The following is a 21,468-nucleotide window of genomic DNA, read 5'->3' as shown; positions in this document are numbered from 1 at the left end:
CAAATGCAATACATTCATTTCACCCGGCGGGCAATTCCTTTTAGATTGGTACGGTGGGCCAGCCGGAAATGGACGAACTGTGCGCCGGACTCTTCGACTCCTCGAGGCTGTTCGGGGCCCGGCGACGCCGGCGGGCCGCGACCACGCTGGCCGCCCGGCCCGAGCCCGGCGCCCTGGCCGCGCTGGCCGAGGCGTACACCCGGAGCCGCGACGACGACGTGGTGGCGATCGCCCGGCGCACCATCGAGGCGGCCCGGGAGAGCGACCGGATCGACGCGGCGGCCGAAGTGGTCTTCACCACCGGCCACGTCGCGCTGGCCGAGGTGATCGCCCGCCTGCCCGAGCCCCCGTCGCAGCCCCGGCTCCGGGCCCTGGTCTATTTCCTGGGCGGCCGGTTCGACCGCTACGAGGAGGTGGACTTCGACGGCACGCTGCTGCGCGCGATCCACGGCGCGGCCGGCGAATGGTTGCGCCGGACCCTGGCCGAGTGCGCCAGCCGCGCCGGCCGGCTCGACTGGGTCCGGGCCGTGGCCGGCGAACGCGCCCGCCGCCACCGGGCCCTGACCAGGGTGGAATGGGAGATGGCGGCCGATCTGCTGGCGTCGCACGACCAGTGGGACGAGGCGCTGCGGCTCGCGGCGGCCGCCCCCGCCACCTGGGTCGCGCCGAAGATGTCGGCGTGGCCGCTGCCGCCCGCCGAGAGCCACCTCGCCGGCCTCGCCGCCGCCGCGCACGCGTCACCGCTTCCGGCCGCCACCAGGTTCGGCGACACCCCGCGGAACACGCTGAACGCCGGCGGCAACGTGCACAGTCTCGCCGTCACCACCTCCGACACGGTCTACACCGGCGGCGCCGACACACCCGTCCGGCGCTGCGACCTGCCGGCCCTGTCCGCGACCAGCTTCCTGGTCCCGGCCGTGAACGACGTGCTGGCCATGGCGGTGTCCCCCGACCAGCGTCTGCTCGTCACCGGCGACCAGAACGGGCGGCTCCGGATCTGGAAACTGCCCGGTGGGGAGCTCCAGGGTCCGCTGATCGGGCACACCAAGCGGATCATCGCCATCGCGATCAGCCCCGACGGGAAAACGATCGCCACCGGCGGCCACGATCGGATCATCCGGCTGTGGAACACCCATTCCCGCTCCCTGATCACCACGATCGACCCCGATCCGGTGTGGACCGCCTCGCTGGCCATCACGCCGGACGGCTCGACCCTGATCAGCGGGGGCGCGCTGGGCAACCTGCGGCTGTGGCGGCTGCCCGGCGGCACGCACCTCAAACGGCTGACCGGGCACACCTCCCACATCGCCGCGATGGCCGTCAGCCCCGACGGCACACTGCTGGCCACCGGCAGCTACGACCACACCATCCGGCTCTGGCGGCTGCCCTCCGGGAAACCGGCCGGGGTGCTGCGCGGCCACACCCGCCACATCCTGACCATGGCCATCACCCCCGACGGCACACTGCTGGCCAGCGCGGGCAAGGACCGCGTCATCCGCCTGTGGCACCTGCCCTCCGGCGAACCGGCCGGCGAGTTGCGCGGGCACACCTGGCAGGTGGAGTGCCTGCGGATCAGCCCCGACGGCCTGCTGCTGGCCAGCGGGGCGCCGCTCGGCTCGCTGATCTGGTGGACCCGCCGGGACAACCAGATCGGCGACCTGACCGAGCGGCGCCTGGAGGACATCACCCTGGGCCGGATCGACCAGCTCAAACGCAAGGCGTCGTCCTTCTCCCCCGACGAGAAGGCCTGGTTCGAGCTGGTCGAGGCCTTCGTCCGCTGGCGCGGCCGGCACGACATCGAGGTCACCGACACCGCCCCCGCCGCCGGCGAGACCTGGGACATCGAGGCCGGCGACGACATCGACGGCACCATGCCCCCGCCGGCCCGCCGCAAGAGCCGGAAGCGCGGCAAGAAGCGCCGCTGACGCCGTCTAACGTCCCGGCGGGCGTACCACTGGGGGCCGGGGGTTGTGGGTTGTGGGTTGGGCGCGTAGCGCCCGGAGGGTGACCACTCGCGCAGAATGAAGGGTGGGCGGCTCTGTTCTGGCCGGTCACGGCCTTGGAGCCGCGCGCCCAGCCTCGGCGGGAGCGACGGTCAGCACCACCCACCCAGGTGCGACATCAAGCTCTTGCTCTTTCGTCGGGGAGCGGGGCGTCGAGGAGCTGGGCGAGGTGGACGGAAGGCCGGTCGCGGAGGTCAGCGATCTGGGTGCGGCACGAAAACCCATCCGCCAGCACGACCGCGTCGGGCGCCCGGTCGAGCGCCGGCAGCAAGTTCTGCTCGGCGACGGCCATCGACACCTCGTAGTGTCCGATCTCGACGCCGAAGTTGCCGGCCAGGCCGCAGCAGCCGGCCAGCCGCCGCACGGTGGCGCCGGTGCGGGTGAGCAGGTCGGCGTCGGCCGTCCAGCCCAGCACGGCGTGGTGGTGGCAGTGCGGCTGGGCGACGACCTGCACGCCGGACAGGTCGGGCGGCGTCCAGCCGGGGGTCTTGGCGAGCAGTTCGGCCAGGGTGTGCACCGAGCCGGCGACCGCGGCCGCGTCCTCGTCGCCGGGCAGCAGCTCGTGGATGTCGGAGCGCAGCACGGCGGTGCAGGAGGGTTCGATGCCGACGATCGGGATGCCGGCGCGGGCGTCGGGGGCGAGCGCTCCGACCGTACGCGTGAGGATCTTCTTGGCCGCGTCGAGCTGGCCGGTGGTGATCCAGGTCAGGCCGCAGCAGACCGGGCCGGACGGCAGCCGCGGCTGGTAGCCGGCGGCCCGCAGCACGCGGACGGTGGCCTCGGCGACCTCGGGTGAGAACGCGTCGGAGAACGAGTCGGCGAAGAGCACGACCGGCTTGCCGCCGGCCTCATTGCGATGGGTACGCCGGAACGGGCGCCGCGCGAAGGCCGGCACCGAGCGCCGCTGGTCCACGCCGGCCAGCCACAGGGCCAGGCGGCGGATGCCGGGCAGCCGGGTCGCCAGGTTGGCCAGCCGCGGCGTCCACCCGGCCAGGCGCGCCCAGAGCGGGAGCCGGCCGAGCGTGTAGTGCGAGCGGGGGCGCAGCCGGCCCCGGTAGGTCTGGTGGAGCACCTCGGACTTGTAGGTGGCCATGTCGACGCCGGTCGGGCAGTCGGAGGCGCAGCCCTTGCAGGACAGGCAGAGATCCATGGCGTCGTGTACGGACGGGTGTGACCACGGGAGCTCGCCGCGGACCACCTCCTGCAGCACCCGGGCCCGGCCGCGGGTGGAGTCCTGTTCCTCGCGGGTGGCCAGATAGGACGGACACATGACACCGCCCGCCGCCGAGTTGTCGGCCCGGCACTTGCCCACGCCGGTGCAGCGGTGCACGGCCTGGGCGAGGTCGCCGTCGTCGTGCGGGTACGCCATGGCGAGATTTCGCAGCGGGAACCGGCCGGCCGGGCGGATGTCGGCGTCGATCGGGTCGGGGTCGACGAGCACGCCGGGGTTGAGCAGGTTGCCGGGGTCGAACGCGTGCTTGATGCCCGCGAACAGCGCGATCGCGTCGGGCGAGTACATGTGCGGCAGCAGCTCGGAACGCGCGCGGCCGTCGCCGTGCTCGCCCGACAGCGACCCGCCGAACTCGCCGACCAGCCGGGCCGCGTCGGTCAGGAACTCGCGCATGATCTTCGTGCCGCCGGGCTGATCGAGCGGCAGGTCGAGGCGGACGTGCATGCACCCGTCGCCGAAGTGGCCGAACGGGGCCGAGGTCATGCCGTACGACGCGACCAGCTCGTCGAAGCGGGCCAGGTAGTCGCCCAGCCGCTCGGGTGGCACCGCGGCGTCCTCCCAGCCGGGCCAGGCCGGCCGGTCGGAGGGCGCGCGACCGGCCAGGCCGGCGCCGTCCTCGCGGATGCGCCACAGCCGGGCCTGCACGGCCGGGTCGGTGACCACCAGCGCCTCGCCGATGCCGTCAGCGGCCAGCCGCCGGGCCCGCGCCTCGACCTCGCCGGCCTCGTCGCCGGCCAGCTCGACGAACAGCCAGGCGCCGCCCGGCGGCAGGGGCGGCACGGCGTCGGGGCCGCGCCGGGCCCGCAGCACGTCGAGCAGCCGCGAATCGAGGCCTTCACAGCTGGTCGGGCCATGCGCCACCACCGAGGGCGAGGCCTGGCCGGCCGCCACGATGTCCGGGAAGCCGAGCACCACCACGACCCGGACCGGGGCGTCGACGACCAGCTTGACCGTGGCCCGCGTAACGACCGCGAGGGTTCCCTCGGAGCCGACCAGGGCCCGGGTCAGGTCGAAGCGCTCGGGCAGCAGGTGTTGCACGGCGTAGCCGGAGACCTGGCGGCCGAAGCGGTCGAACTCGGTGCGGGCGGTGGCGAGCCTGGCGTTGACCGCTTCCTTGACCGCGGCGATGACCGATTCGCCGCCGCTTTCCTTGGTGCCCGTGGTGAGCCGCTCCCCCGCTGCGGTCAGCACTTCCAGGCCGGCCACGTTGTCCGAGGTACGCCCATAGGCGAGCGACCGTGACCCGCAGGCGTTGTTGCCGATCATGCCGCCGATGGTGCAGCGCGGATGGGTCGACGGGTCGGGGCCGAAGCGGACGCCGTGCGGGGTGGCGGCCCGCTGCAGGACGGCGTGCACGGTGCCCGGCTCGACGACCGCGGTGCGGGCGTCGGGGTCGATCTCGAGGACCCGGTTCAGGTGGCGGGAGAAGTCGAGCACGATGCCCCGGCCGACGGCGTTGCCGGCCACCGAGGTGCCGGCGCCGCGGCAGGTCAGGGGCACCCCGGTGGCGCGGGCGACGGCCAGCGCGGCGGCCACCTCGTCGACGTCGCGGGGGCGGACCACGGCCAGCGGCGGGATGCGGTAGAGCGAGGCGTCGGAGGAGTACATGCCCCGCGTGCCCGCGTCGGATCGAACCTCGAGACCGGCCTTGGCCAGCTCCGCTGTGACGTCGTCCATGAGTAACATGTTACTCGTGAAGGAAGTGGTCGCGCTCGCGCTCCCGCCGGAGGCCCCGTCCCTCGCCGACGCGGTGGCCCAGGCGGTCCGCGACGGTGTCGCCGCGGGCCAGCTCGCGCCCGGGACGACGTACTCCGTCTACCAGCTTGCCGAGATCCTCGGCGTCTCCCGCAGCCCGGTCCGCGAGGGTCTGCTGCGGCTGGCCGAGGCGGGCCTGGTCGAGATCCGGCGCAACCGCGGCTTCCGCGTGCTGCCGCCCCGCGCCGACGACATCGAGGAGATCATCGGCATCCGCCTCGCCCTCGAACCGCCGGCCGCCCGCGACGCCGCCGAACAGGGCACCGACCAGCAGCACGCCGAGATCCGGGCCGCCCTCGACGCCATGGCCGCGGCGGCCGACGGCGCCACCTTCTGGCCGGCCGACCGTGCCCTGCACGACCTGCTGCTGCGTGCGTCCGGCCGGCCCCGCACCGCCGCCATCGTCGACCGGCTCCGCAGCACCACCGCCCTGCTCGGCCCGCCCACCACCGCGGGCGGGCGCACCCTGAGCGAGATCCACGCCGAGCACGAGCCGGTGGTCACCGCCGTCCTGGCCCGCGACGGCGCCGCCGCCGAGGCCGCGATGCGCACCCACCTCGAAGCCACCCGCGACGCGCTGCGGAGAATCAGCGGTCATGGATGACGATGCGCGGCGCCGGCTGAGGTACCTCTGGCTGCCGCTCGGGCTGCTGGTCGCCGCGCTGGCCGCCTACACGCTGTTCGTGATCAAGCCGTTCAGCGACGAGTACCCCGACGTGCCCGGGTGCCGGCGGATCAGCGACGACCTGTGGTCGGTGACCGGTCACACCTGGGCCGTCGACAACACCAGCGCCCCGATGGCCGGCGGACCGTACCCGTCGGCCCTCTGCACGTTCGGTTACCGCGCCTCGGACGGGACCGTCGAGGGCAGCGTCGTCCTCAAGCTCACCGGCGACACGGACGACGAGCGGGTCCGCGCCGAGGTCGACCGCACCGCCTGCCAGGGCGAGACGGCGGTGGCCGACCCCGGTGGCGCCTTCCGCATGTGCGTCCGCCGGATCGGCGGCAACGACGAGGTCAGCGTGGTGGCGGCCGACCATCCACGCTGGACCACGGTCACGGTCACCGCGGTCGCCGAGGGTGACCGGATGCCCTTCGCCCGCGACCTCGCCCAGACCGTCGCCAACCGGGCGCTGACCCTGCCGGCCGCACCGTAGGATCACGCGGATGTGGTGGCAGTCGATGTGGCGCTCGATCGGGCGGACCCGCGTCTTCGCGCCGGTGGCCAGCCGCCTGCTGGTGGCCGACCGGTGGCTGAGCCGCGTCAGCAAGGGCCGGGTGGTGGCCCTCGGCATGACGCCGTCCCTGCTGCTCACCTGCACCGGCCGGAAGAGTGGCCAGCCCCGGCGCAGTCCTCTGCAGTACGTGCGCGACGGTGACGCGTACGTCGTCGTCGGCTCGAACTGGGGCCGCGACACCGACCCGGCCTGGGTCCACAACCTGGCCGCCAACCCCGACGCCACCGTCGGCCTGGCCGGCGCCGACCTTCCCGTGACGGCCACCGAGGCGACCGGCGCCGAACACGACCGCCTGTGGCGCCTGCTGCTCGACCAGTGGCCGGGCTACGACCTCTACCTCAAGCGGGCGCCGCACCGGACGTTCCGCATCTTCCGCCTGGCGCCGCGCCCCGAATAGGCCGGGCGGCCCCGCCACCCGTCGATGTGCTTGTCTGGTCTGGTGGGAACGACGGTATTCGTCCTCGGCGTCACGGCCGGCAACATCGCCGCCGTGGCCTGAGGCGCCGACATGTGGATCGGCGCCGAACTGCCGCAGGAGCTGGTGTCCGCCCACCAGTCGGGTGATCTGGTCATCTTCGTCGGGGCGGGCGCCTCGATAGCGCCGCCCTCGAACCTGCCCGACTTCCGCGGGCTGGCCGAGGCCATCGCCGCCGACGCCGGGGTGGCGTTCGGCAAGGACGACCCGCTCGACGTCGTCCTGGGCAAGGCGGACGCGCCGGCGAACATGGACGTCCATCAGCGGGTGGCCGAGCGGATCGACGATCCCGCCTCCCGGCCGAACCGCCTGCACCGGGCGATCGGGAAGCTGGCCAAGGCCGGGCCGGTCGTGCGCGTGGTGACCACGAACTACGACCGCCACCTCTCCAAGGTTCTGGGCCGCAAGGTGCCGGAGTACCGCGCCCCCGCGCTGCCGCTCGGTGACGACTTCGAGGGCATCGTCTATCTGCACGGCACCCTGGGCCAGGATCCGCGCCACCTGATCGCCACCGACGAGGACTTCGGCGCCGCCTATCTCCTCGACGGGTGGGCGGTCCGCTTCCTGGAGCGGATGTTCCGCCGCTACACCGTGCTGTTCGTCGGCTACAGCCACAACGATTTCGCGATGACCTATCTGGGCCGCGCCCTGCCCCCGTCGACCAGGCGCTTCGCGCTCACCGAGGACACCGCCGGCCAGGCCGAACACTGGCGGCGCTTCCGGGTGGTCCCGGTTCCGTATCCGAACCCCGACAAGAAGCACACCCAGCTGCCGATCATGATCGGCGAGTGGGCCGAGCTCGCCGGCATGTCGCTGCTGGACCACCGCCGGCGCGTCGCCCAGCTCACGGCCGGCTCACCGACGGGCATCCCGGAGGAGGACTCCTACCTCGAGGACGTTCTCGCCGACGAGGACAAGAGCAAGTTCTTCGCCGAGTACGCCCGGGGCCCGCACTGGCTGGCCTGGGCGACCGAACGCACCGAGTTCAAGCGCCTGTTCCACCGCAACTCCAGCCCGTCGCCGCTCGCCGGGTGGTTCGCCGAGCACTACGTCGCGGACGAGAGCCTCTCCCAGAAGGCTCTCGAAGCCCTCGAGAACTGCGGCGGCCGCCTCGGACCGCATCTCTGGTCGGCGATCGGCCGCCGGCTGCACACCATCAGGTCGCCCCGGCCGCCCTGGCTCGCGCGCTGGCTGGTCCTCCTGATCCGGGACGATCCCGGCGGCTACGACTGGCTGGAGTACGCGCTGGCCGCGTCGCGCCTGCCGGCGGACCGCGATGTCGCCCTGATGCTCTTCGCGCACCTCACCACGCCGAGCATCGACTTCCACCATCCGCGGCGACCCCGGCTCGGCGCCTCCTTCGAGCTGACCATCCGCGGTGACGTCGACAGTCTGCTCGACACCTGGTCGACGGTCTTCGTTCCGGAGCTGCCGCAGACGGCGGCCGAGGTCCTCGCCATCGCCGACGCGCAGCTCCGGCAGGCCTACCGCCTGACCAGCGCCACCTATCCCGGTCGCTTCTGGGATCTGGAGTCACGCCAGCGATTCGCCATCGAGCCACATGCGCAGAACAGCTTCCACCGGCCGCTCGACATCCTGATCGACGCCTGCCGCGACAGCGTGAAGGCCCTGCTGGACAGCGGTTCGGCCGCCGCCGTGCAGCAGTTGAACGCCTGGGAAGCCGAAGATCATGAGCTTCCGCGGCGACTCGCGGTCCATGGCTGGACCCATCGTGGCGACGTGACCGCGACGGCCAAGCTGGAATGGCTCCGCGAGCGCGGCTGGCTGCTGGAACACGGACTGTGGCACGAGATCGCCGTCCTCATCCAGGAGACCGCCGGGGCGGCGGACATGGCCGTCCTCGAAGGCCTGATCAGCGACGTCGGGAAGGCGTCCGCCGACGCGGCCACCGAGCACGAGAAGGCCAACGTTCTCGCCTGGATCGCGCGCCATGCAGCAGAGCTGAAAAGCGCCGCTACGGCCGCCTACCCGGACTTCCGCCCGGGGAAGTACCCCGACTTCCACCGCTGGAGCGAGGGCGGCTTCGTCCCGGATCGCCCGCCGACGACCGTGCCCGACCTGCACGCCCGGATCGACGCCGACCCGGTGGCCGCCATCGCCTACCTGAAGCAGTTCGAGACGAAGGGCTGGAGCTACGACGAGACGAGCTGGGACGACGCCAGCCGGCTCCTCCGGCAGACCGTCGCGGAGCACCCCCGGGACGGGTTCGCGCTGATCGGCGCCGGTGACGAGGCGATCAGCGGCGCCGTCGTCCGCGGCTGGTCGGAGGCCGCCCTGGACGCGGCCACCGCCGAGGAGGTGGTGCGACGCCTGGACGGCGCCACCCACGCGAGGGAGGTCGCCGCGATGCTGAGCGGCTTCGGCCGGTCCTCCGAGGGCGCCACCGTGTGGCGGGATGTCCCCGGCGGCCGCGACCTGGCCGACCGGACATGGCGGCGCTGGACCGCGAACCCACCCCGGAACGAGATCGTGATTGGTTCAGCTGGGCCATCAACGAGCCCGGAGGCTGGCTCACCGAGTTCTGGGTGCATGTCATCGAGGCCGAATGGAAAGCCGGCACCGACGGCTGGCCGGGACTGTCGGCCGAGATGAGGTCCCGGCTGGAGTCGATGATCGACGGCTCGGACGAACCGGTGGTGGCCGCCCAGACAATCGCCGCTCACCACCTCAGCTTCCTGCACGCCGCCGACCGCGACTGGGCCGAGTCCGTCGTGGTTCCGCTGCTCGACTGGTCCCTCGACGAGGAGCGCGCGGACCGGTGCTGGGACGGCTTCCTCGCGAGCGGCCGCTACAGCGACCGCCTGCTGGAAGCTGGTCTCCGGGACAACCTCATCGAGGCCGCGAGGCGGGTCAGCCCGGACGACCGGGACAGGGCACGGCAGATCAGCAACGGCCTGGCCGTGATCGCGGTGCACGCCACCGCGGATCCCACGGCCTGGCTTCCGGCCTTCACCAGAACCGTGGCGCCCGCCGGTCAGGCCCGCTGGATGGAGAACATCGGCGACCTGCTTCGTGAGATCGGACCCGAGGCGGCCGAGGAGCAGTGGGCGCGGTGGATGCGGTCCTACTGGCGGGACCGGCTCACCAGCAAGCCCGTCGGCCTCACCGACCTCGAGGCGTCGGCGCTGGCCGGGTGGGCGATCCACCTCGACGACTCGACCGCCGAAGCCGTCGACCTGGCCGCCGCCCGGCCGGCCCGGGTCGAACCGCACTCGCGGCTCCTCGACGACCTGGCGGACCGGGCCGAGGCGCACCCCGCCGCGTACGCCAAACTGCTCCTGCATCTTCTGAAGCACACGGAGAAGCCCTTCCACGACGGCTACCACCTGCCGCCGATCCTCGAGAAGCTGAGCCCGCTGGTCGACGTCGACGCCCTCCGCAACGAGGCATTGCGGCTCGGCTGGGGCGAGCGACGGTAGCGTGGCGACCATGCCCATCGACGACGACCGGCTCGACCGCGCCCGGCAGGCGCTTCGTGACCACGGGTGTCAGGTGCTGCTCGTGACGCCGAGCGCCGACCTGCGCTATCTCACCGGCTACCCGGCGCACGCCCTGGAACGGCTCACCTGCCTGGTGCTGCCGGTCGACGGGGAGGCCACGCTGGTCGTGCCGCGGCTCGAGCGGCCGGCCGCCGAGGTCGCCACCGAGGGCATCGCCATCGTCGACTACCCGGACGGCGCCGACGCGTGGGCGCTCATCCCGCCGGCCGCGGGCCGGGTCGCGGTGGCCGACTCGATGCCCGCCCGCCACCTGGTGCCGTTCCAGCGGCGGTGGCCGGAGGCGCGGTGGGAGACCGCGGGCCCGATCCTGGGGCCGCTGCGGGCCGTCAAGTCGGCGGCCGAGGTCGAGGCGCTGGCCGAGGCGGGCGCCGCGATCGACCGGGTGCACCAGCGGATGCACCTCTGGCTCGAGCCGGGCCGCACCGAGGCCGCCGTCGCCGCCGACATCGCCGCGGCGATCCGCCAGGAGGGCCACGCCACCGCCGACTTCACCATCGTGGCGTCCGGGCCGAACGGCGCCAGCCCGCACCACGGCAGCAGCGACCGGGTGATCCAGGCCGGCGACCCGGTCGTCGTCGACATCGGCGGCACCATGCCCAGTGGCTACTGCTCGGACTGCACCCGCACGTACGTCGTCGGAGCCACCGCCCCGGATGATTTTCTGGCCTACTACGGCGCGCTCCAAGAGGCTCAGCGGGCCTCGGTCGCGGCCGTCGCCCCCGGTGTCACCGCCGAACACCTCGACGCGGTGGCGCGCGACCAGCTGACCGCCGCCGGCTTCGGCGACGCGTTCCTGCACCGCACCGGCCACGGCATCGGGCTGGAGGGCCACGAGGATCCGTACATCGTCGAGGGCAACCGCACCCCGCTGACCGAGGGCATGGTCTTCTCGATCGAGCCCGGCGTCTACCTGACCGGCCGCCACGGCGCGCGCATCGAGGACATCGTCGCCTGCACCGCCGCCGGCCCGCGCCTGCTCAACACCACCAGCACCGACCTCACCTACCTCTGAGTCGCGCCACGCCGTAGACCAGTCCGGGGATCGCGCCGATCAGACAGAGCAGGGCGATGGGTACGAAGAGCAGGTGCCCCAACGGCCCGCGCACCTCGGGCGGCCGGCCGATCCGGCCCCGCGGGCAGTCGACGGCGACCCGGCCGGGCGCCGACAGGTCGAAGACACCGAACAGCACGGTCACGATGCTGTCGCTGTTGTCGGTGAACTCGACCGACGGCTGGCGCACCTTCAGGACGGCGCCGTCACCGGACTTGATCGTGCAGGCGCCGGGCTGGTCGTTGTAGGTGGCGAACACCGCGTGCCGCCCCGCCCCCAGGTCGAGCGACGTGGCATCGGAGGTGTCCCCGGGCTGGAACCGGGCGGTGGCCCACTCGGCCCCGACCCGTACGAACCCGGTGACCGCGTACACGCCGACGAGGGCGATCACGAACGCCAGGGCGTACCCCTGGATCTGGGAAAACCCACCGACCGGGCGCCGCACCAGCAACCCGGCGCCGAACCCCACCATGGCGGCGACGATCGGCAGCGGAATCATGAGGACCAGCGGGATGGGGAAGTCGAGCGGGATCACGACGTGGTAGACGAGCACGGTCACCCCGGCGTGGACGATCGAGCCGGCCACCGCCCCGAGCAGCACCCAGTACCACCGGCGGCCGCGGTTGGCCCAGCCCAGCAGCAGCCCGGCCACCACCGCGAGAATCGTCGCCGTGATCGCCAGGTCGTCGCTCTCCGGCGCGAAGCCCTCGTACTCGCTGCCGTCCAGCCAGACCGGCGTCAGCAGGACGGCCCCGACGATGAAGGCTCCGATGCGTGCGATCATCCCGATCACTCTAGGGTGGCTGCGGTAGCGTCGCCCGCATGGATTCCTTCCGCCGGGCCGCCGAGGCCCGCGACGCCGCCGCGCTCGAGGCGCTGCTGGCCGACGATGTGGTCTTCACCAGCCCGGTCGCCCACAAGCCCTACCCGGGCAAGGCGATGACCGCGGCGATCCTGCGCGGGGTGCTGCGGGTGTTCGAAGACTTCCGGTACGTCCGGACGATCGTCAGCGCCGACGGCCGCGACCACGCGCTGATGTTCCGGGCGACCGTGGACGGCAAGGACCTGCAGGGCTGCGACTTCCTCCACCTGAACGAGGCCGGCTTGGTCGACGACCTGACCGTGATGGTCCGGCCGCTGTCGGCGGCCAACGCCCTGGCCGCGGCCATGGCGGCACAGTTCCCCCGGATCGCCAGTGAAGCTGTGTGACTCGCGCCGGGCCGGGTGGCAGTTCTACGTCCGGGACTTCCCGTCCCGCGCGGCCGGGGTGTTCCCGGTGCTGAAGCCGGCCGTCGCCGCGTAGCCCTTGATGATCGCCTCGATCTCCTCGCGGGTGGCGACCTCGTCGAGGTTGGTGAAGCCGTCCGGCGCGCGCTGGGACACCATGTCGATGACCCCTTCGGGGCCGCCCTGGCGGTTGAGCCGCACGATCTCCGCGGTCGGCGGGAGGCGCTCCGCCTCGTACCGCTGAAGGGCCTCGACGGGGTCGCTCGAACCGGCGAGCAGCGGCGCGAGGCAGCGGGCGTCGAGGATGGCCTGGCTGGCGCCGTTGGAGCCGACCGGGTACATCGGGTGGGCGGCGTCGCCGAGCAGCGTGACCCGGCCGAACGACCAGCGCGGCACCGGGTCGCGGTCGCACATCGGGAACTCGCCGCACCGCCCGCCGGCCCGGATCACCGCCTCGATGTCCACCATGGACAGTTTGAACTCCCGCCGGACGTGGGGCAGCACCTCGTCGATGTCGCCGGGGCGGTTCCAGTCCTCGCGGCGCGGCGGCGGATCCGAGCCGTCACCGAGCTTGACCCCGACCGCCCAGTTCAGCAGCGGCGTCTCGATCCCGTGCTCGTGCGAGATCGGATAGACCACGAGCTTGGCCCGGTCGATCCCGCCGGCGATGATCATCGAGCGGCCGGTGAGGAGGCGCGGGTACGGCACCGCGCCACGCCACATCATCATGCCGTTCCAGGTCGGCGGCCCCTCGTCCGGATACAACGCCGCCCGCACCACCGAGTGGATGCCGTCGGCCGCCACGAGCACGTCGCCGGTCACCCGCCGATCGGCCAGAACCGCCGTGACACCGGTGTCGTCCTGCTCGAACCCGACCAGCCGGCTGGAGGTGTGGATGCGCTCCGGGCCGATCCTCTCCCGCGTGGCCTCGTGGAGCACGCCGTGCAGCCGGCCACGGTGGATCGACAACTGCGGGTACTCGTGCCCCGCGTCGAGACCGCGCGGTTCCCGCCAGATCTCCTGACCGAGCTGGTTGGTGTAGATCAGTTCCTGGGTACGCACACCGGCGGCGTCCAGCCGCTCGAGCAGGCCCAGCTCGGCCAGCTCCTTCACCGCGTGCGGCAGCATGTTGATGCCGACACCCAGCTCGTGCATCTCCCGCGACTGCTCGTACACCTCGCAGTCGACGCCGGCCGCGTGCAGACTCAACGCCGTCGCCAGCCCGCCGACCCCGCCCCCGATGACGAGTACCTTCACGTCTGGAGACGCTAGGACATGAGCCCATTCACGTTCGACCCTTTCGATTCCACCCGAATCAGGTTGACGCGAGGCGGCGCCGAGCGCCCGGAGGCCGCCGAGCCCGGCGGAGGTCTCAAAGGGAAGGCCGGCGCACAGGGCGGGCTCTCAGAGGGACCGGCGGAGGGCGACCTTGGCGAACTTGCCGGTCGCGGTCTTGGGGATCTCGGCCACGAACCGGAACTCGTCGGGGACCCACCATGACGCGACCCGGCCGGTCAGGTGCTCCCGCAACTCGTCGGCGGTCAGCGTGCGGCCGGACGCGACCACCACGCAGGCCAGCGGCCGTTCACCCCAACGATGATCGGGCACCGCGACCACCGCCGCCTCGACCACGTCGGGATGGGCCATGATCTCGTTCTCCAGCGTCACCGACGAGATCCACTCGCCGCCCGACTTCACCAGATCCTTGGTCCGGTCGACGATCCGCAGGTAGCCGCCGGGGTCGATCGTCCCGACGTCGCCGGTCCGGAGCCAGCCGTCCTCGCTGAGCGACGCCGCGGTGTCGCCGAAGTAGCCGCCGGCGACGGTCGGCCCGCTGACCTGCACCTCCCCGGGTGTGACGCCGTCGTGGGCGACCACGTCGCCGTCCTCGCCGATCAGCCGGACCTCGGTCAGCGGGACCGGCCGCCCCGGAAGAATCCGCACGTCGAGGGGGTCGTCGGGCCGGGCGCAGGTGACCAGCGGGCTGGTCTCGGTCATCCCCCACGAACTGCTGAGCGGCACCCCGGCGCCGGCATAGGTCCGGGCCAGCGACTCCGGCAACGCGCTGCCGCCACTCACGGCCATCCGGAGCGACGACAGGTCGAGCCCGGGCAGCAGCGGTTCCAGGCCGCGCCAGATCGCCGGGACCGCCGCGGTGACCGTGACGTGGTGCCGGGTCAGCTGCGACGCGAGGTCGCCCGGGGTCATCCGGGGGCCGGGCAGCACCAGGTCGGCGCCGGCCATCGCCGCGGCGTACGGCAGGCCCCAGGCGTTGACGTGGAACATCGGCACGATCGGCATGACCACGTCACGCTCGCTGATGGCGAAGCTGTCCGCGGCGAGCAGGAGCAGCGTGTGCAGCACGATCGACCGGTGGCTGTAGAGCACGCCCTTGGGGCGCCCGGTCGTGCCGGAGGTGTAGCAGAGGGCGGCGGCGTCGGTCTCGTCGACCACGGCCGGGCCCGCCGCCGGGGAAGACCCGAGCAGTTCCTCGTACGAGAGCACCCCGGCGGGGATCGGCTCGTCCCCACCGTCATCCATGACCACGACGTGTCGCACGGACGCCGCCCCCCAAGCTACCGACCAGACGGTAGGTAGCAGGGACCGGTCGACGAACAGCACGTCGTCGGCCGCGTCGGCCAGGATCCAGGTCAGCTCGTCCGCGAACAGCCGATGGTTGAGCGTGTGCAGCACCCGCCCGGAGCTCGGCACCGCCAGGTAGAGCTCCAGATGCCGCTGCGAGTTCCACCCGAAGGTCCCCACCCGCGCACCCGGGGGCACGCCGAGCGCATCGAGAACGCCCGCGAGGCGTCGGGCGCGGGAAACCACCTCGCCCCAGGTCGCGGCCACCTCGTCGACGGCCGTGTTGGTGATGACCCGCTTGTGGGCGAAGACCCCGGACGCGCGCCGCATCAGCGAGGCGACATCCAGCGGCCGATCCTGCATCAGCCCCCGCATCGTCAGGCGGCCGGGACGGCGACGCGGGTCGCGAGGAGCCGGGCCTCGGTGGCCGCCTTGCGCGGCTCGGCGTGGAAGTCCGGCGCGGCGCAGGCGTACAGGGTGCGGCCGTCGGCGCCGCCCAGCGCGCAGGCGTACACCGGCGTGCCGGTTTCGATCTCGTCGGTGATCGTGCCGCCCTCGACGACCCGGAGCAGCCGGCTGCCGGTGGCGTCGGCGATCCAGAAGCCGCCCTCGGCGTCGAGGCAGGCCCCGTCCGGCGCGACCGCCAAGGCCGGCAACACCACCTCCACCGAGCGGTCGGTCGGCAGCGGTCCGAAGGAAGCCCACACCCGGTGGTTGGTGAGCCGCCCGTCGTCGGTGAGGTCGAAGGCGCTGATCCGGTTGCCGAAGGTCTCGCCGACGAGCAGGACGCCGTCCGGCGTGATCGCGCTGCCGTTGGGGAACCACAGGCCGTCGGCGACCTCGGTGACCGTGCCGTCCGGGTCGACCCGGTGCAGCGAGGTCGGCTCGATCGGTGCGCCACCCATCAGGTCGAACCCGAAATTCCCCACGTACGCGCGGCCCCGCGCGTCGACGGACATGTCGTTGATCGGCCCGGCCGCGTGCTTCGCCAGGTCGCCGTGGGTGACCAGGGTGCCGTCGGGTTCGCGGCGCAGCACCCGGCGGTCGGTCATCGAGACGATCAGCAGCCGGCCGTCGGGCAGCCAGCCCAGCCCGGACGGCTGCCCGGGCACCTCCGCCTCGACCCTCAGGTCGGAACCGTCCTCGTTCGCCGACGAGACGCGCAGGCCGTAGAAGTCGGAGAACCAGATCCGGCCCTCGTGCCAGCGCGGCGCCTCCAGGAAGTGCGCGTCCGACACGACGGTGGTGAAGTCAGCCATGATTACTCCTCACAGTGAGAGTCCTCCGTCGACGGGGAGGACGACGCCGGTGATGTAGGAGGCCTCGTCCGAGGCCAGGAACGCGACCGCGGCCGCCATCTCCGAGGTCTCGGCGAAACGGCCCATCGGGATGGCCCTGGTGAGGGCGGCGAGCTTGTCCGGCGGGACCGAGGCGATCATCCGGGTCCGCGCGTTCGGCGAGATCGCGTTGACGGTGATGCCGAACCGCGCCAGTTCCTTGGCCGTGGTCTTGGTGAACCCGATGATCCCGGCCTTGGCCATCGCGTAGTTCGACTGCCCCGGGTTGCCGTGCAGGCCGGTGTACGAGGTCACGTTGATCACCCGGCCCGAACCCTGCCGCCGGAAGTGCGGCACCGCCGCCCGGGTGAACCGGAACGTGCCGCCCGCGTGCACCGCCATCACCGACTCATAGTCGCCGTCGCTGAGCTTCCACACCACGCCGTCGCGCAGAATGCCCGCGTTGTTGACCAGCACGTCGATCCGGCCGGTCTCGGCGACCACCCGGTCCACCACGGCGTCGACCTGGGCGCTGTCGGTGACGTCGGCGGCCAGCCCGACCGCCCCGATCTCGGCCGCGGTCGCCTCGACCACGTCCGCCTCCAGGTCGACCAGGTAGACGGTCGCCCCGGCCAGCCGGAAGTGCCGGCCGATCGCCTCGCCGACGCCGCGGGCGCCCCCGGTGACCAGGACCGTACGCCCGGCGAAGTCGAAGGTCAGGTTGCCCGTCACGCCGCCGCCCGCCGGGTCCGCGCCCGCAGGCGGTCCAGGGTGCGCCGTAACCCCGGTGAGTCGATCGCGACGACCACCGCGAGCAGCGCCGCGTAGAACAGCTGGGTCGAGTAGTCCGGCAGGTAGGCCAGGGTGACGATCTGGGCCAGCAGGGCCACCGCGAGCGCGCCGGCCAGCAGTCCGGCCGGCGTGCCGCGGCCACCGGCCAGCGACACCCCGCCGAGCAGAGCGGCCACCGCGGCGATCAGTAACGGCCGCAGTCCGGGGTCGGGGTTGGCCGAGGCGAAGCTGACGCTGAGCAGCGCGCCGCCGAGCGCCGCGAGCGTGCCCGACATGGTGAACAGCAGCACCAGGCGGCGTTCCACCGGCACCCCGGCGACCCGGCCGGCCCGCCGGTCGCCGCCGATCGCGCGCAGCTCCGCCCCGAGCCGGGTGAAGCCGAGCACCACGGCCGCGACCGCGAACGCGGCCAGCGTGATCAGGCTGCGCGGCGAGAAGACGCCGGCCACTGTCTGGTCGACCCAGAGCGTGGCGGCCTGGTTCTTGAAGGTCACGCTGAGCCCGCCGGACAGCGCGTACGCGAGCCCGAGCAGCGCGATGTACGCCGCCAGCGTCACCGGCACCGACGGGATCCGCAGCCACGCGATCAGGCCACCCTGCAGGGCGCCGATCAGCGCGCCCGCGGCGACCGCGATCAGCAGGCCGAGCAACGCCGACGACTGCCCGGTGAGCACGGTGATCATCCCGCCGACGGCGTAGGTGCCGACCACCGAGAGGTCGAACTCGCCGGCGATCATGGTCAGCCCGATGGCCAGCGCGAGCAGCCCGATCTGCGCGAAGCCCTGCAACGCGTTGTAGACGTCGAAGGACGCGAGCGGCACGCCGGTGCCCAGCGGCGTGAGCGCGAAGACGATCACGACCAGCAGCAGGGCCGCACCGGGCACGAGACGTTCCGGTCTCATCGACGCCTCCGGAGGTGGACCAGCACGACGACACCGAGCACGAGGACTCCCTTCACCAGGATCTGGATCCCGGTCGAGTAGCCGCGGAGGAGGAGCACGTCGGCGATGACGGCGATCAGCACCGCGCCGCCGAGCGTGCGGAGCGCCGACCCCTTGCCGCCGGCGATCGCGGTGCCGCCGAGCAGGACCGCGGCGATCGCGTCGAGGGTCAAGGGGCCGGCCAGATTGGTGGTGGCGCTGGTGTTGAAGGCGGCCAGGAAGACGCCGGTGAGCGCCAGGCACAGCCCGGAGAAGGCCCAGGCGACGGCGATCACCCGGCCCACCGGCAGGCCGGCCGCCCGGGCCGCGGCCCGGTTCTCGCCGACCAGGTACATCTGCCTCCCGGCCGTGGTCCGCCGCAGCATCCACTGGGCCAGCACGGCCAGCGCCAGCAGCACGTAGACCGCGAGCGGCAGCCCGAGCACGGTCGCGTTGAGCACCTGGTAGCCGCCGCCGGCCGCGGCCACCGGTGTCCCGCCGCTGAACCAGACCGAGCCGCCGCCGATCGCGAAGCCCGCGGCGATGGTCAGCACGATCGGGTTGGCCTCCCAGTAGCCGACCACCAGCCCCTGGACGACCGTGACCACGACCCCGGTGAGCAGCCCGAGCAGGGTGGCCACGAGCAGGCCGTGGCTCAGCGTCCAGAGGAAGACCATGGCGACGAGGGTGGCGGTCTGCGAGGCCGCCATCGAGACCGCCGACCCGGCGATCATCACCAGGGTCGCCCCGATCGCGGTGATGCCGACCAGCGCGGCCGAGGCCAGGATGGCCCGGGCGTTGGCCAGGGTGAGGAAGCGGTCGGTGCTGACGGCCAGCGGCAGGAGGATCAGGAGCAGGACGGCCAGGGCCACCGGACCTCGGCGTACCGTCATGCTTTCTCGCCCGTCATGTCCCGCATCAGCACGGTGCCGTCGGCGCCGCCCTGGTAGGTCTCGACCACCCGGCCGTCGCGCATGGTGAGGATGACGTCGCCGAGTTCCAGCAGTTCCTCCAGCTCGGTCGAGGCGAAGACGACGACCAGCCCGGCGTCGGCGGCGTCGCGGAGCAGCCGGTGGATCGCCGCCCGCCCGCCGATGTCGACGCCCCGGGTCGGCTCGTCCAGCAGCAGCGCGTGCACGTCGGGCCGGTCCAGCGCGCGGCCGACGAACACCTTCTGCTGGTTGCCGCCGCTGAGCGCGAGCACCGGTTCGGCCAGCCGGACCTCGTCCAGGCCGGCGCGGGCGGCGAGCGGCCGGGCGGCCGGGACGAGCGCCTTCCCGCCGAGGCGGTTCAGCCGGGTGCCGACCAGGTTCATCGCCACCGACTTGTCCAGGAAGAGGCCCTCGCCCTTGCGATCGTTCGACACGTACGCGATCCCGGCCCGCGCCGCGCCGACCGGGCTGCGGAACGGGACGGCGCGGTCGCGCAGGCTGACCCGGCCGGTCGCCCCCGGGTGCAGCCCCGCGAGGGCCCGCAGCACATCGGACGCGCCGCTGCCCAGCTGCCCGGCCAGCGCGTAGATCCGGCCCGCCCGCGCGGTCAGCGTGAAGTCCGTCAGGCGCCCCGGGACCCGCAGTCGCGAGATCCGCAGCGCGTGGGTGAGGTCGGGATCGGGCCGTCGATTCGCTGAGAGGCGATGAGGCGCCTCGCCGAGCATCTCCACGATCAGCCGGTCGACGGTCAGCTCGGCGGCCGGCCTGGTGGTGATCCGCCGCCCGTCGCGCAGCACCGTGACCGTGTCACACAGGTCCAGCACCTCGGCCAGCCGGTGCGACACGAACACGACGGCGCACCCACGGGCGGCGACCCGGCGTACGGCCGCATGGACCCGCCGGCTCTCCGCCTCGCTCAGCGTGGCGGTCGGCTCGTCCAGGATGACCACCCGCGCCCGCTGGCTGAGCGCCTTGGCGATCTCGATCAGCTGCCGCTCGCCCATGCTCAGCGTCGAGACGAGCTGATCCGGCCGCACGTGGTCGAGTCCCAGGTCGCCGAGCACCTCCCGGCACCGGGCCACCGCGGCCCGCCGCCGCTTGACCAGCGGCGCGTCGATGTCGCCGAGCATCAGGTTCTCCAGCACGGTCAGCGCCGGCACCACGCTCAGCTCCTGGTCGACCAGGGCCACGCCGAGGCGCTGGGCCGCCGGCCGGCTTCCCAGCAGCACCGGCTCGCCGGCCAGCAGGATCCGGCCGGCGTCCGGCGCCAGCTGCCCGGACAGCATCTTGACGACCGTGCTCTTGCCGGCGCCGTTGTGCCCGCAGACGGCGTGGATCTCGCCCGCCCCGACGGTGAAGGAGACCTCCCGCACCGCCGGGACGCCGGCGAAGCTCCGGGCCAGCGCGTCGATGACGACCAGCGGTTCGCTCATGCCTGGCTGCACTGCTCCTCGAACTGGGCGATGGTCTCCTTGGTGACCCGGTCCTCCTTGACCAGCTCGCTCTTGGGCGGGTTCTCGCCGTTGAGGAAGCGGGTGAGGTAGGAGGCGGTCTGCTTGGCGATGGTGATCGGGTCCTCGGTGGCGGTGCCGTACATCTCGCCGGCCTTGATCGCGGTGATGCCGGCCTTGAAGCAGTTGCCGCCGGTGACCACCAGGCCGTCCGTGCCGCCGACCTTGCACCCGGCCTGCTTGGCCGCCTGGACGATCGGCAGCGCCATGTAGTCGGCCATGCCGTACGCGGCCTGGATGCCGTCGCAGCCGTGCTTGGCGAACAGCTGCTGGGCGACCTTGCCGGAGGCCGTCGGGTCCCAGTTGGTGTCCTGGTCCTCGATCACCTGATATTGCGGCGCGGCCGCCATCGCCTTGCCGAAGCCCTCCATCCGGTCCTGGGTGACCAGCATCGCCTTGGTCCCGGAGAGCACGATGACCTTGCCCGAGTCGCGGCCCTGCGCCTTCAGGCCCTCGATGATGTTCTGGGCGGCGTACTCGCCGAGTTTGACGTTGTCCGAGAGCACCGACATCACGTCACCCTCGACCTGGGGGTCGGGCCGGCCGTCGACGATGAGTACGGGCACACCCGCCTGTTTCGCCTTCTGGATCGGCACGACGGTGGCCGTGGTGTCCCACAGCGCGGCCACGATGAGGGCGGGCTTCTGGGACACCGCCTGGTTGAAGTTCTGCACCTGGGTCCCGGCGTCCATGCTGGTCAGGTCGTTGATCTTGACGCCGGACGAGGCGAGCTCGGCCTTGAAGGTCTTGTTGTAGGCGGCGCCCCAGGGGCTGGCGTCGCCGTAGCCCACGAAGGCGATCGTCTTGCCCTGGGTGCCGGTCTCCTTGGTCGACGCCGCGGGTGAGCCCCCGCATCCCGCAGCGATCAGGGCCATGCCGAGCACGGCGGCTCGTAGTGATCGTGTCCGCACCATCGGCCTCTCCTTCGAGGTCAGACGTGGTTACTAAGCGC

Annotated in this window: 18 protein-coding genes; 8 read left to right on the top strand and 10 right to left on the bottom strand. The window is 72.7% G+C overall.

All coding sequences use genetic code 11. The features are described from left to right. Positions 1-53: 53 nt before the first annotated feature. On the top strand, positions 54-1,925 hold the full coding sequence (locus tag AB0O15_RS19720; protein WP_364320247.1) for a WD40 repeat domain-containing protein: 1,872 nt from the start codon (positions 54-56) through the stop codon (positions 1,923-1,925). A 196-nt stretch (positions 1,926-2,121) separates the two neighbouring features. Here the strand turns inward: AB0O15_RS19720 and AB0O15_RS19715 are convergent, their stop codons facing one another. After that, positions 2,122-4,911, bottom strand: a complete 2,790-nt coding sequence (locus tag AB0O15_RS19715) for an FAD-binding and (Fe-S)-binding domain-containing protein (protein ID WP_364320245.1) — start codon at positions 4,909-4,911, stop codon at positions 2,122-2,124. Positions 4,912-4,927: 16 nt separating this feature from the next. Here AB0O15_RS19715 and AB0O15_RS19710 point away from each other — a divergent pair, with 16 nt between their 5' ends. From AB0O15_RS19710 to AB0O15_RS19685, 6 genes are all read left to right on the top strand, one after another. Further along, positions 4,928-5,593, top strand: a complete 666-nt coding sequence (locus tag AB0O15_RS19710) for a GntR family transcriptional regulator (protein ID WP_364320243.1) — start codon at positions 4,928-4,930, stop codon at positions 5,591-5,593. Next, positions 5,586-6,146, top strand: coding sequence for a hypothetical protein (locus AB0O15_RS19705; RefSeq protein WP_364320241.1), 561 nt, complete (start codon positions 5,586-5,588; stop codon positions 6,144-6,146). Before AB0O15_RS19710 ends, AB0O15_RS19705 begins: the two co-directional genes overlap by 8 nt. Positions 6,147-6,156: 10 nt before the next feature. Then, positions 6,157-6,624: a nitroreductase/quinone reductase family protein gene (locus AB0O15_RS19700; RefSeq protein WP_364320239.1), complete on the top strand. Its 468-nt coding sequence runs from the start codon at positions 6,157-6,159 to the stop codon at positions 6,622-6,624. A gap of 111 nt (positions 6,625-6,735) precedes the next feature. Further along, positions 6,736-9,315: an SIR2 family protein gene (locus AB0O15_RS19695; protein ID WP_364320237.1), complete on the top strand. Its 2,580-nt coding sequence runs from the start codon at positions 6,736-6,738 to the stop codon at positions 9,313-9,315. Continuing rightward, complete coding sequence (locus tag AB0O15_RS19690; protein ID WP_364320235.1) at positions 9,249-10,142, top strand: DUF4020 domain-containing protein; 894 nt, start codon at positions 9,249-9,251, stop codon at positions 10,140-10,142. The genes AB0O15_RS19695 and AB0O15_RS19690 overlap by 67 nt, the downstream gene beginning before the upstream one ends. A 10-nt stretch (positions 10,143-10,152) precedes the next feature. Next, the gene (locus tag AB0O15_RS19685) at positions 10,153-11,235 is read left to right on the top strand and encodes a Xaa-Pro peptidase family protein (protein WP_364320233.1); all 1,083 of its coding nucleotides are present in this window, start codon (positions 10,153-10,155) and stop codon (positions 11,233-11,235) included. Here the strand turns inward: AB0O15_RS19685 and AB0O15_RS19680 are convergent. Continuing rightward, positions 11,222-12,058 carry a hypothetical protein gene (locus AB0O15_RS19680; RefSeq protein WP_364320231.1) on the bottom strand — a complete coding sequence of 279 codons (837 nt, stop codon included), beginning with the start codon at positions 12,056-12,058 and terminating at the stop codon, positions 11,222-11,224. The genes AB0O15_RS19685 and AB0O15_RS19680 overlap by 14 nt on opposite strands. Before the next feature lie 38 nt (positions 12,059-12,096). Between AB0O15_RS19680 and AB0O15_RS19675 the strand changes: the two genes are divergently transcribed. After that, the gene (locus AB0O15_RS19675; protein WP_364320229.1) at positions 12,097-12,483 is read left to right on the top strand and encodes a nuclear transport factor 2 family protein; all 387 of its coding nucleotides are present in this window, start codon (positions 12,097-12,099) and stop codon (positions 12,481-12,483) included. 24 nt (positions 12,484-12,507) lie between these two features. Here the strand turns inward: AB0O15_RS19675 and AB0O15_RS19670 are convergent, their stop codons facing one another. The 8 genes from AB0O15_RS19670 to AB0O15_RS19635 all read right to left on the bottom strand — a co-directional run bounded on the left by AB0O15_RS19670 (position 12,508) and on the right by AB0O15_RS19635 (position 21,430). Then, positions 12,508-13,758 (bottom strand): flavin-dependent oxidoreductase, encoded by a 1,251-nt coding sequence (locus tag AB0O15_RS19670; protein ID WP_364320227.1) that lies wholly within the window; start codon positions 13,756-13,758, stop codon positions 12,508-12,510. Positions 13,759-13,905: 147 nt separating this feature from the next. Beyond that, positions 13,906-15,447, bottom strand: coding sequence for a long-chain fatty acid--CoA ligase (locus tag AB0O15_RS19665; protein ID WP_364320225.1), 1,542 nt, complete (start codon positions 15,445-15,447; stop codon positions 13,906-13,908). A gap of 14 nt (positions 15,448-15,461) precedes the next feature. Beyond that, on the bottom strand, positions 15,462-16,343 hold the full coding sequence (locus AB0O15_RS19660) for an SMP-30/gluconolactonase/LRE family protein (protein WP_364320224.1): 882 nt from the start codon (positions 16,341-16,343) through the stop codon (positions 15,462-15,464). Between the two features lie 9 nt (positions 16,344-16,352). Then, the gene (locus AB0O15_RS19655; protein WP_364320222.1) at positions 16,353-17,093 is read right to left on the bottom strand and encodes an SDR family NAD(P)-dependent oxidoreductase; all 741 of its coding nucleotides are present in this window, start codon (positions 17,091-17,093) and stop codon (positions 16,353-16,355) included. After that, on the bottom strand, positions 17,090-18,055 hold the full coding sequence (locus AB0O15_RS19650) for an ABC transporter permease (protein WP_364320220.1): 966 nt from the start codon (positions 18,053-18,055) through the stop codon (positions 17,090-17,092). Before AB0O15_RS19650 ends, AB0O15_RS19655 begins: the two co-directional genes overlap by 4 nt. Further along, positions 18,052-18,966 (bottom strand): ABC transporter permease, encoded by a 915-nt coding sequence (locus tag AB0O15_RS19645; protein ID WP_364320218.1) that lies wholly within the window; start codon positions 18,964-18,966, stop codon positions 18,052-18,054. The genes AB0O15_RS19650 and AB0O15_RS19645 overlap by 4 nt, the downstream gene beginning before the upstream one ends. Further along, entirely contained in the window at positions 18,963-20,438 is a 1,476-nt protein-coding gene (locus tag AB0O15_RS19640; RefSeq protein WP_364320216.1) for a sugar ABC transporter ATP-binding protein, read from the bottom strand. Before AB0O15_RS19640 ends, AB0O15_RS19645 begins: the two co-directional genes overlap by 4 nt. Next, positions 20,435-21,430 carry a sugar ABC transporter substrate-binding protein gene (locus AB0O15_RS19635; protein ID WP_364320214.1) on the bottom strand — a complete coding sequence of 332 codons (996 nt, stop codon included), beginning with the start codon at positions 21,428-21,430 and terminating at the stop codon, positions 20,435-20,437. The genes AB0O15_RS19640 and AB0O15_RS19635 overlap by 4 nt, the downstream gene beginning before the upstream one ends. Positions 21,431-21,468: the final 38 nt, after the last annotated feature.

It is taken from the genome of Actinoplanes sp. NPDC089786, from assembly GCF_040684855.1.
GTDB lineage: Bacteria > Actinomycetota > Actinomycetes > Mycobacteriales > Micromonosporaceae > Actinoplanes.
This window is presented reverse-complemented; position numbering and strand designations above follow the sequence as displayed.

What these genes read in the sequence shown, in the direction of transcription:
- AB0O15_RS19635 (WP_364320214.1), bottom strand. Translation starts at nt 21,430, where the DNA reads ATGGTGCGGACACGATCACTACGAGCCGCCGTGCTCGGCATGGCCCTG.
- AB0O15_RS19645 (WP_364320218.1), bottom strand. Translation starts at nt 18,966, where the DNA reads ATGACGGTACGCCGAGGTCCGGTGGCCCTGGCCGTCCTGCTCCTGATC.
- AB0O15_RS19665 (WP_364320225.1), bottom strand. Translation starts at nt 15,447, where the DNA reads ATGCAGGATCGGCCGCTGGATGTCGCCTCGCTGATGCGGCGCGCGTCC.
- AB0O15_RS19650 (WP_364320220.1), bottom strand. Translation starts at nt 18,055, where the DNA reads ATGAGACCGGAACGTCTCGTGCCCGGTGCGGCCCTGCTGCTGGTCGTG.
- AB0O15_RS19660 (WP_364320224.1), bottom strand. Translation starts at nt 16,343, where the DNA reads ATGGCTGACTTCACCACCGTCGTGTCGGACGCGCACTTCCTGGAGGCG.
- AB0O15_RS19700 (WP_364320239.1), top strand. Translation starts at nt 6,157, where the DNA reads ATGTGGTGGCAGTCGATGTGGCGCTCGATCGGGCGGACCCGCGTCTTC.
- AB0O15_RS19640 (WP_364320216.1), bottom strand. Translation starts at nt 20,438, where the DNA reads ATGAGCGAACCGCTGGTCGTCATCGACGCGCTGGCCCGGAGCTTCGCC.
- AB0O15_RS19680 (WP_364320231.1), bottom strand. Translation starts at nt 12,058, where the DNA reads ATGATCGCACGCATCGGAGCCTTCATCGTCGGGGCCGTCCTGCTGACG.
- AB0O15_RS19715 (WP_364320245.1), bottom strand. Translation starts at nt 4,911, where the DNA reads ATGGACGACGTCACAGCGGAGCTGGCCAAGGCCGGTCTCGAGGTTCGA.
- AB0O15_RS19675 (WP_364320229.1), top strand. Translation starts at nt 12,097, where the DNA reads ATGGATTCCTTCCGCCGGGCCGCCGAGGCCCGCGACGCCGCCGCGCTC.
- AB0O15_RS19685 (WP_364320233.1), top strand. Translation starts at nt 10,153, where the DNA reads ATGCCCATCGACGACGACCGGCTCGACCGCGCCCGGCAGGCGCTTCGT.
- AB0O15_RS19695 (WP_364320237.1), top strand. Translation starts at nt 6,736, where the DNA reads ATGTGGATCGGCGCCGAACTGCCGCAGGAGCTGGTGTCCGCCCACCAG.
- AB0O15_RS19705 (WP_364320241.1), top strand. Translation starts at nt 5,586, where the DNA reads ATGGATGACGATGCGCGGCGCCGGCTGAGGTACCTCTGGCTGCCGCTC.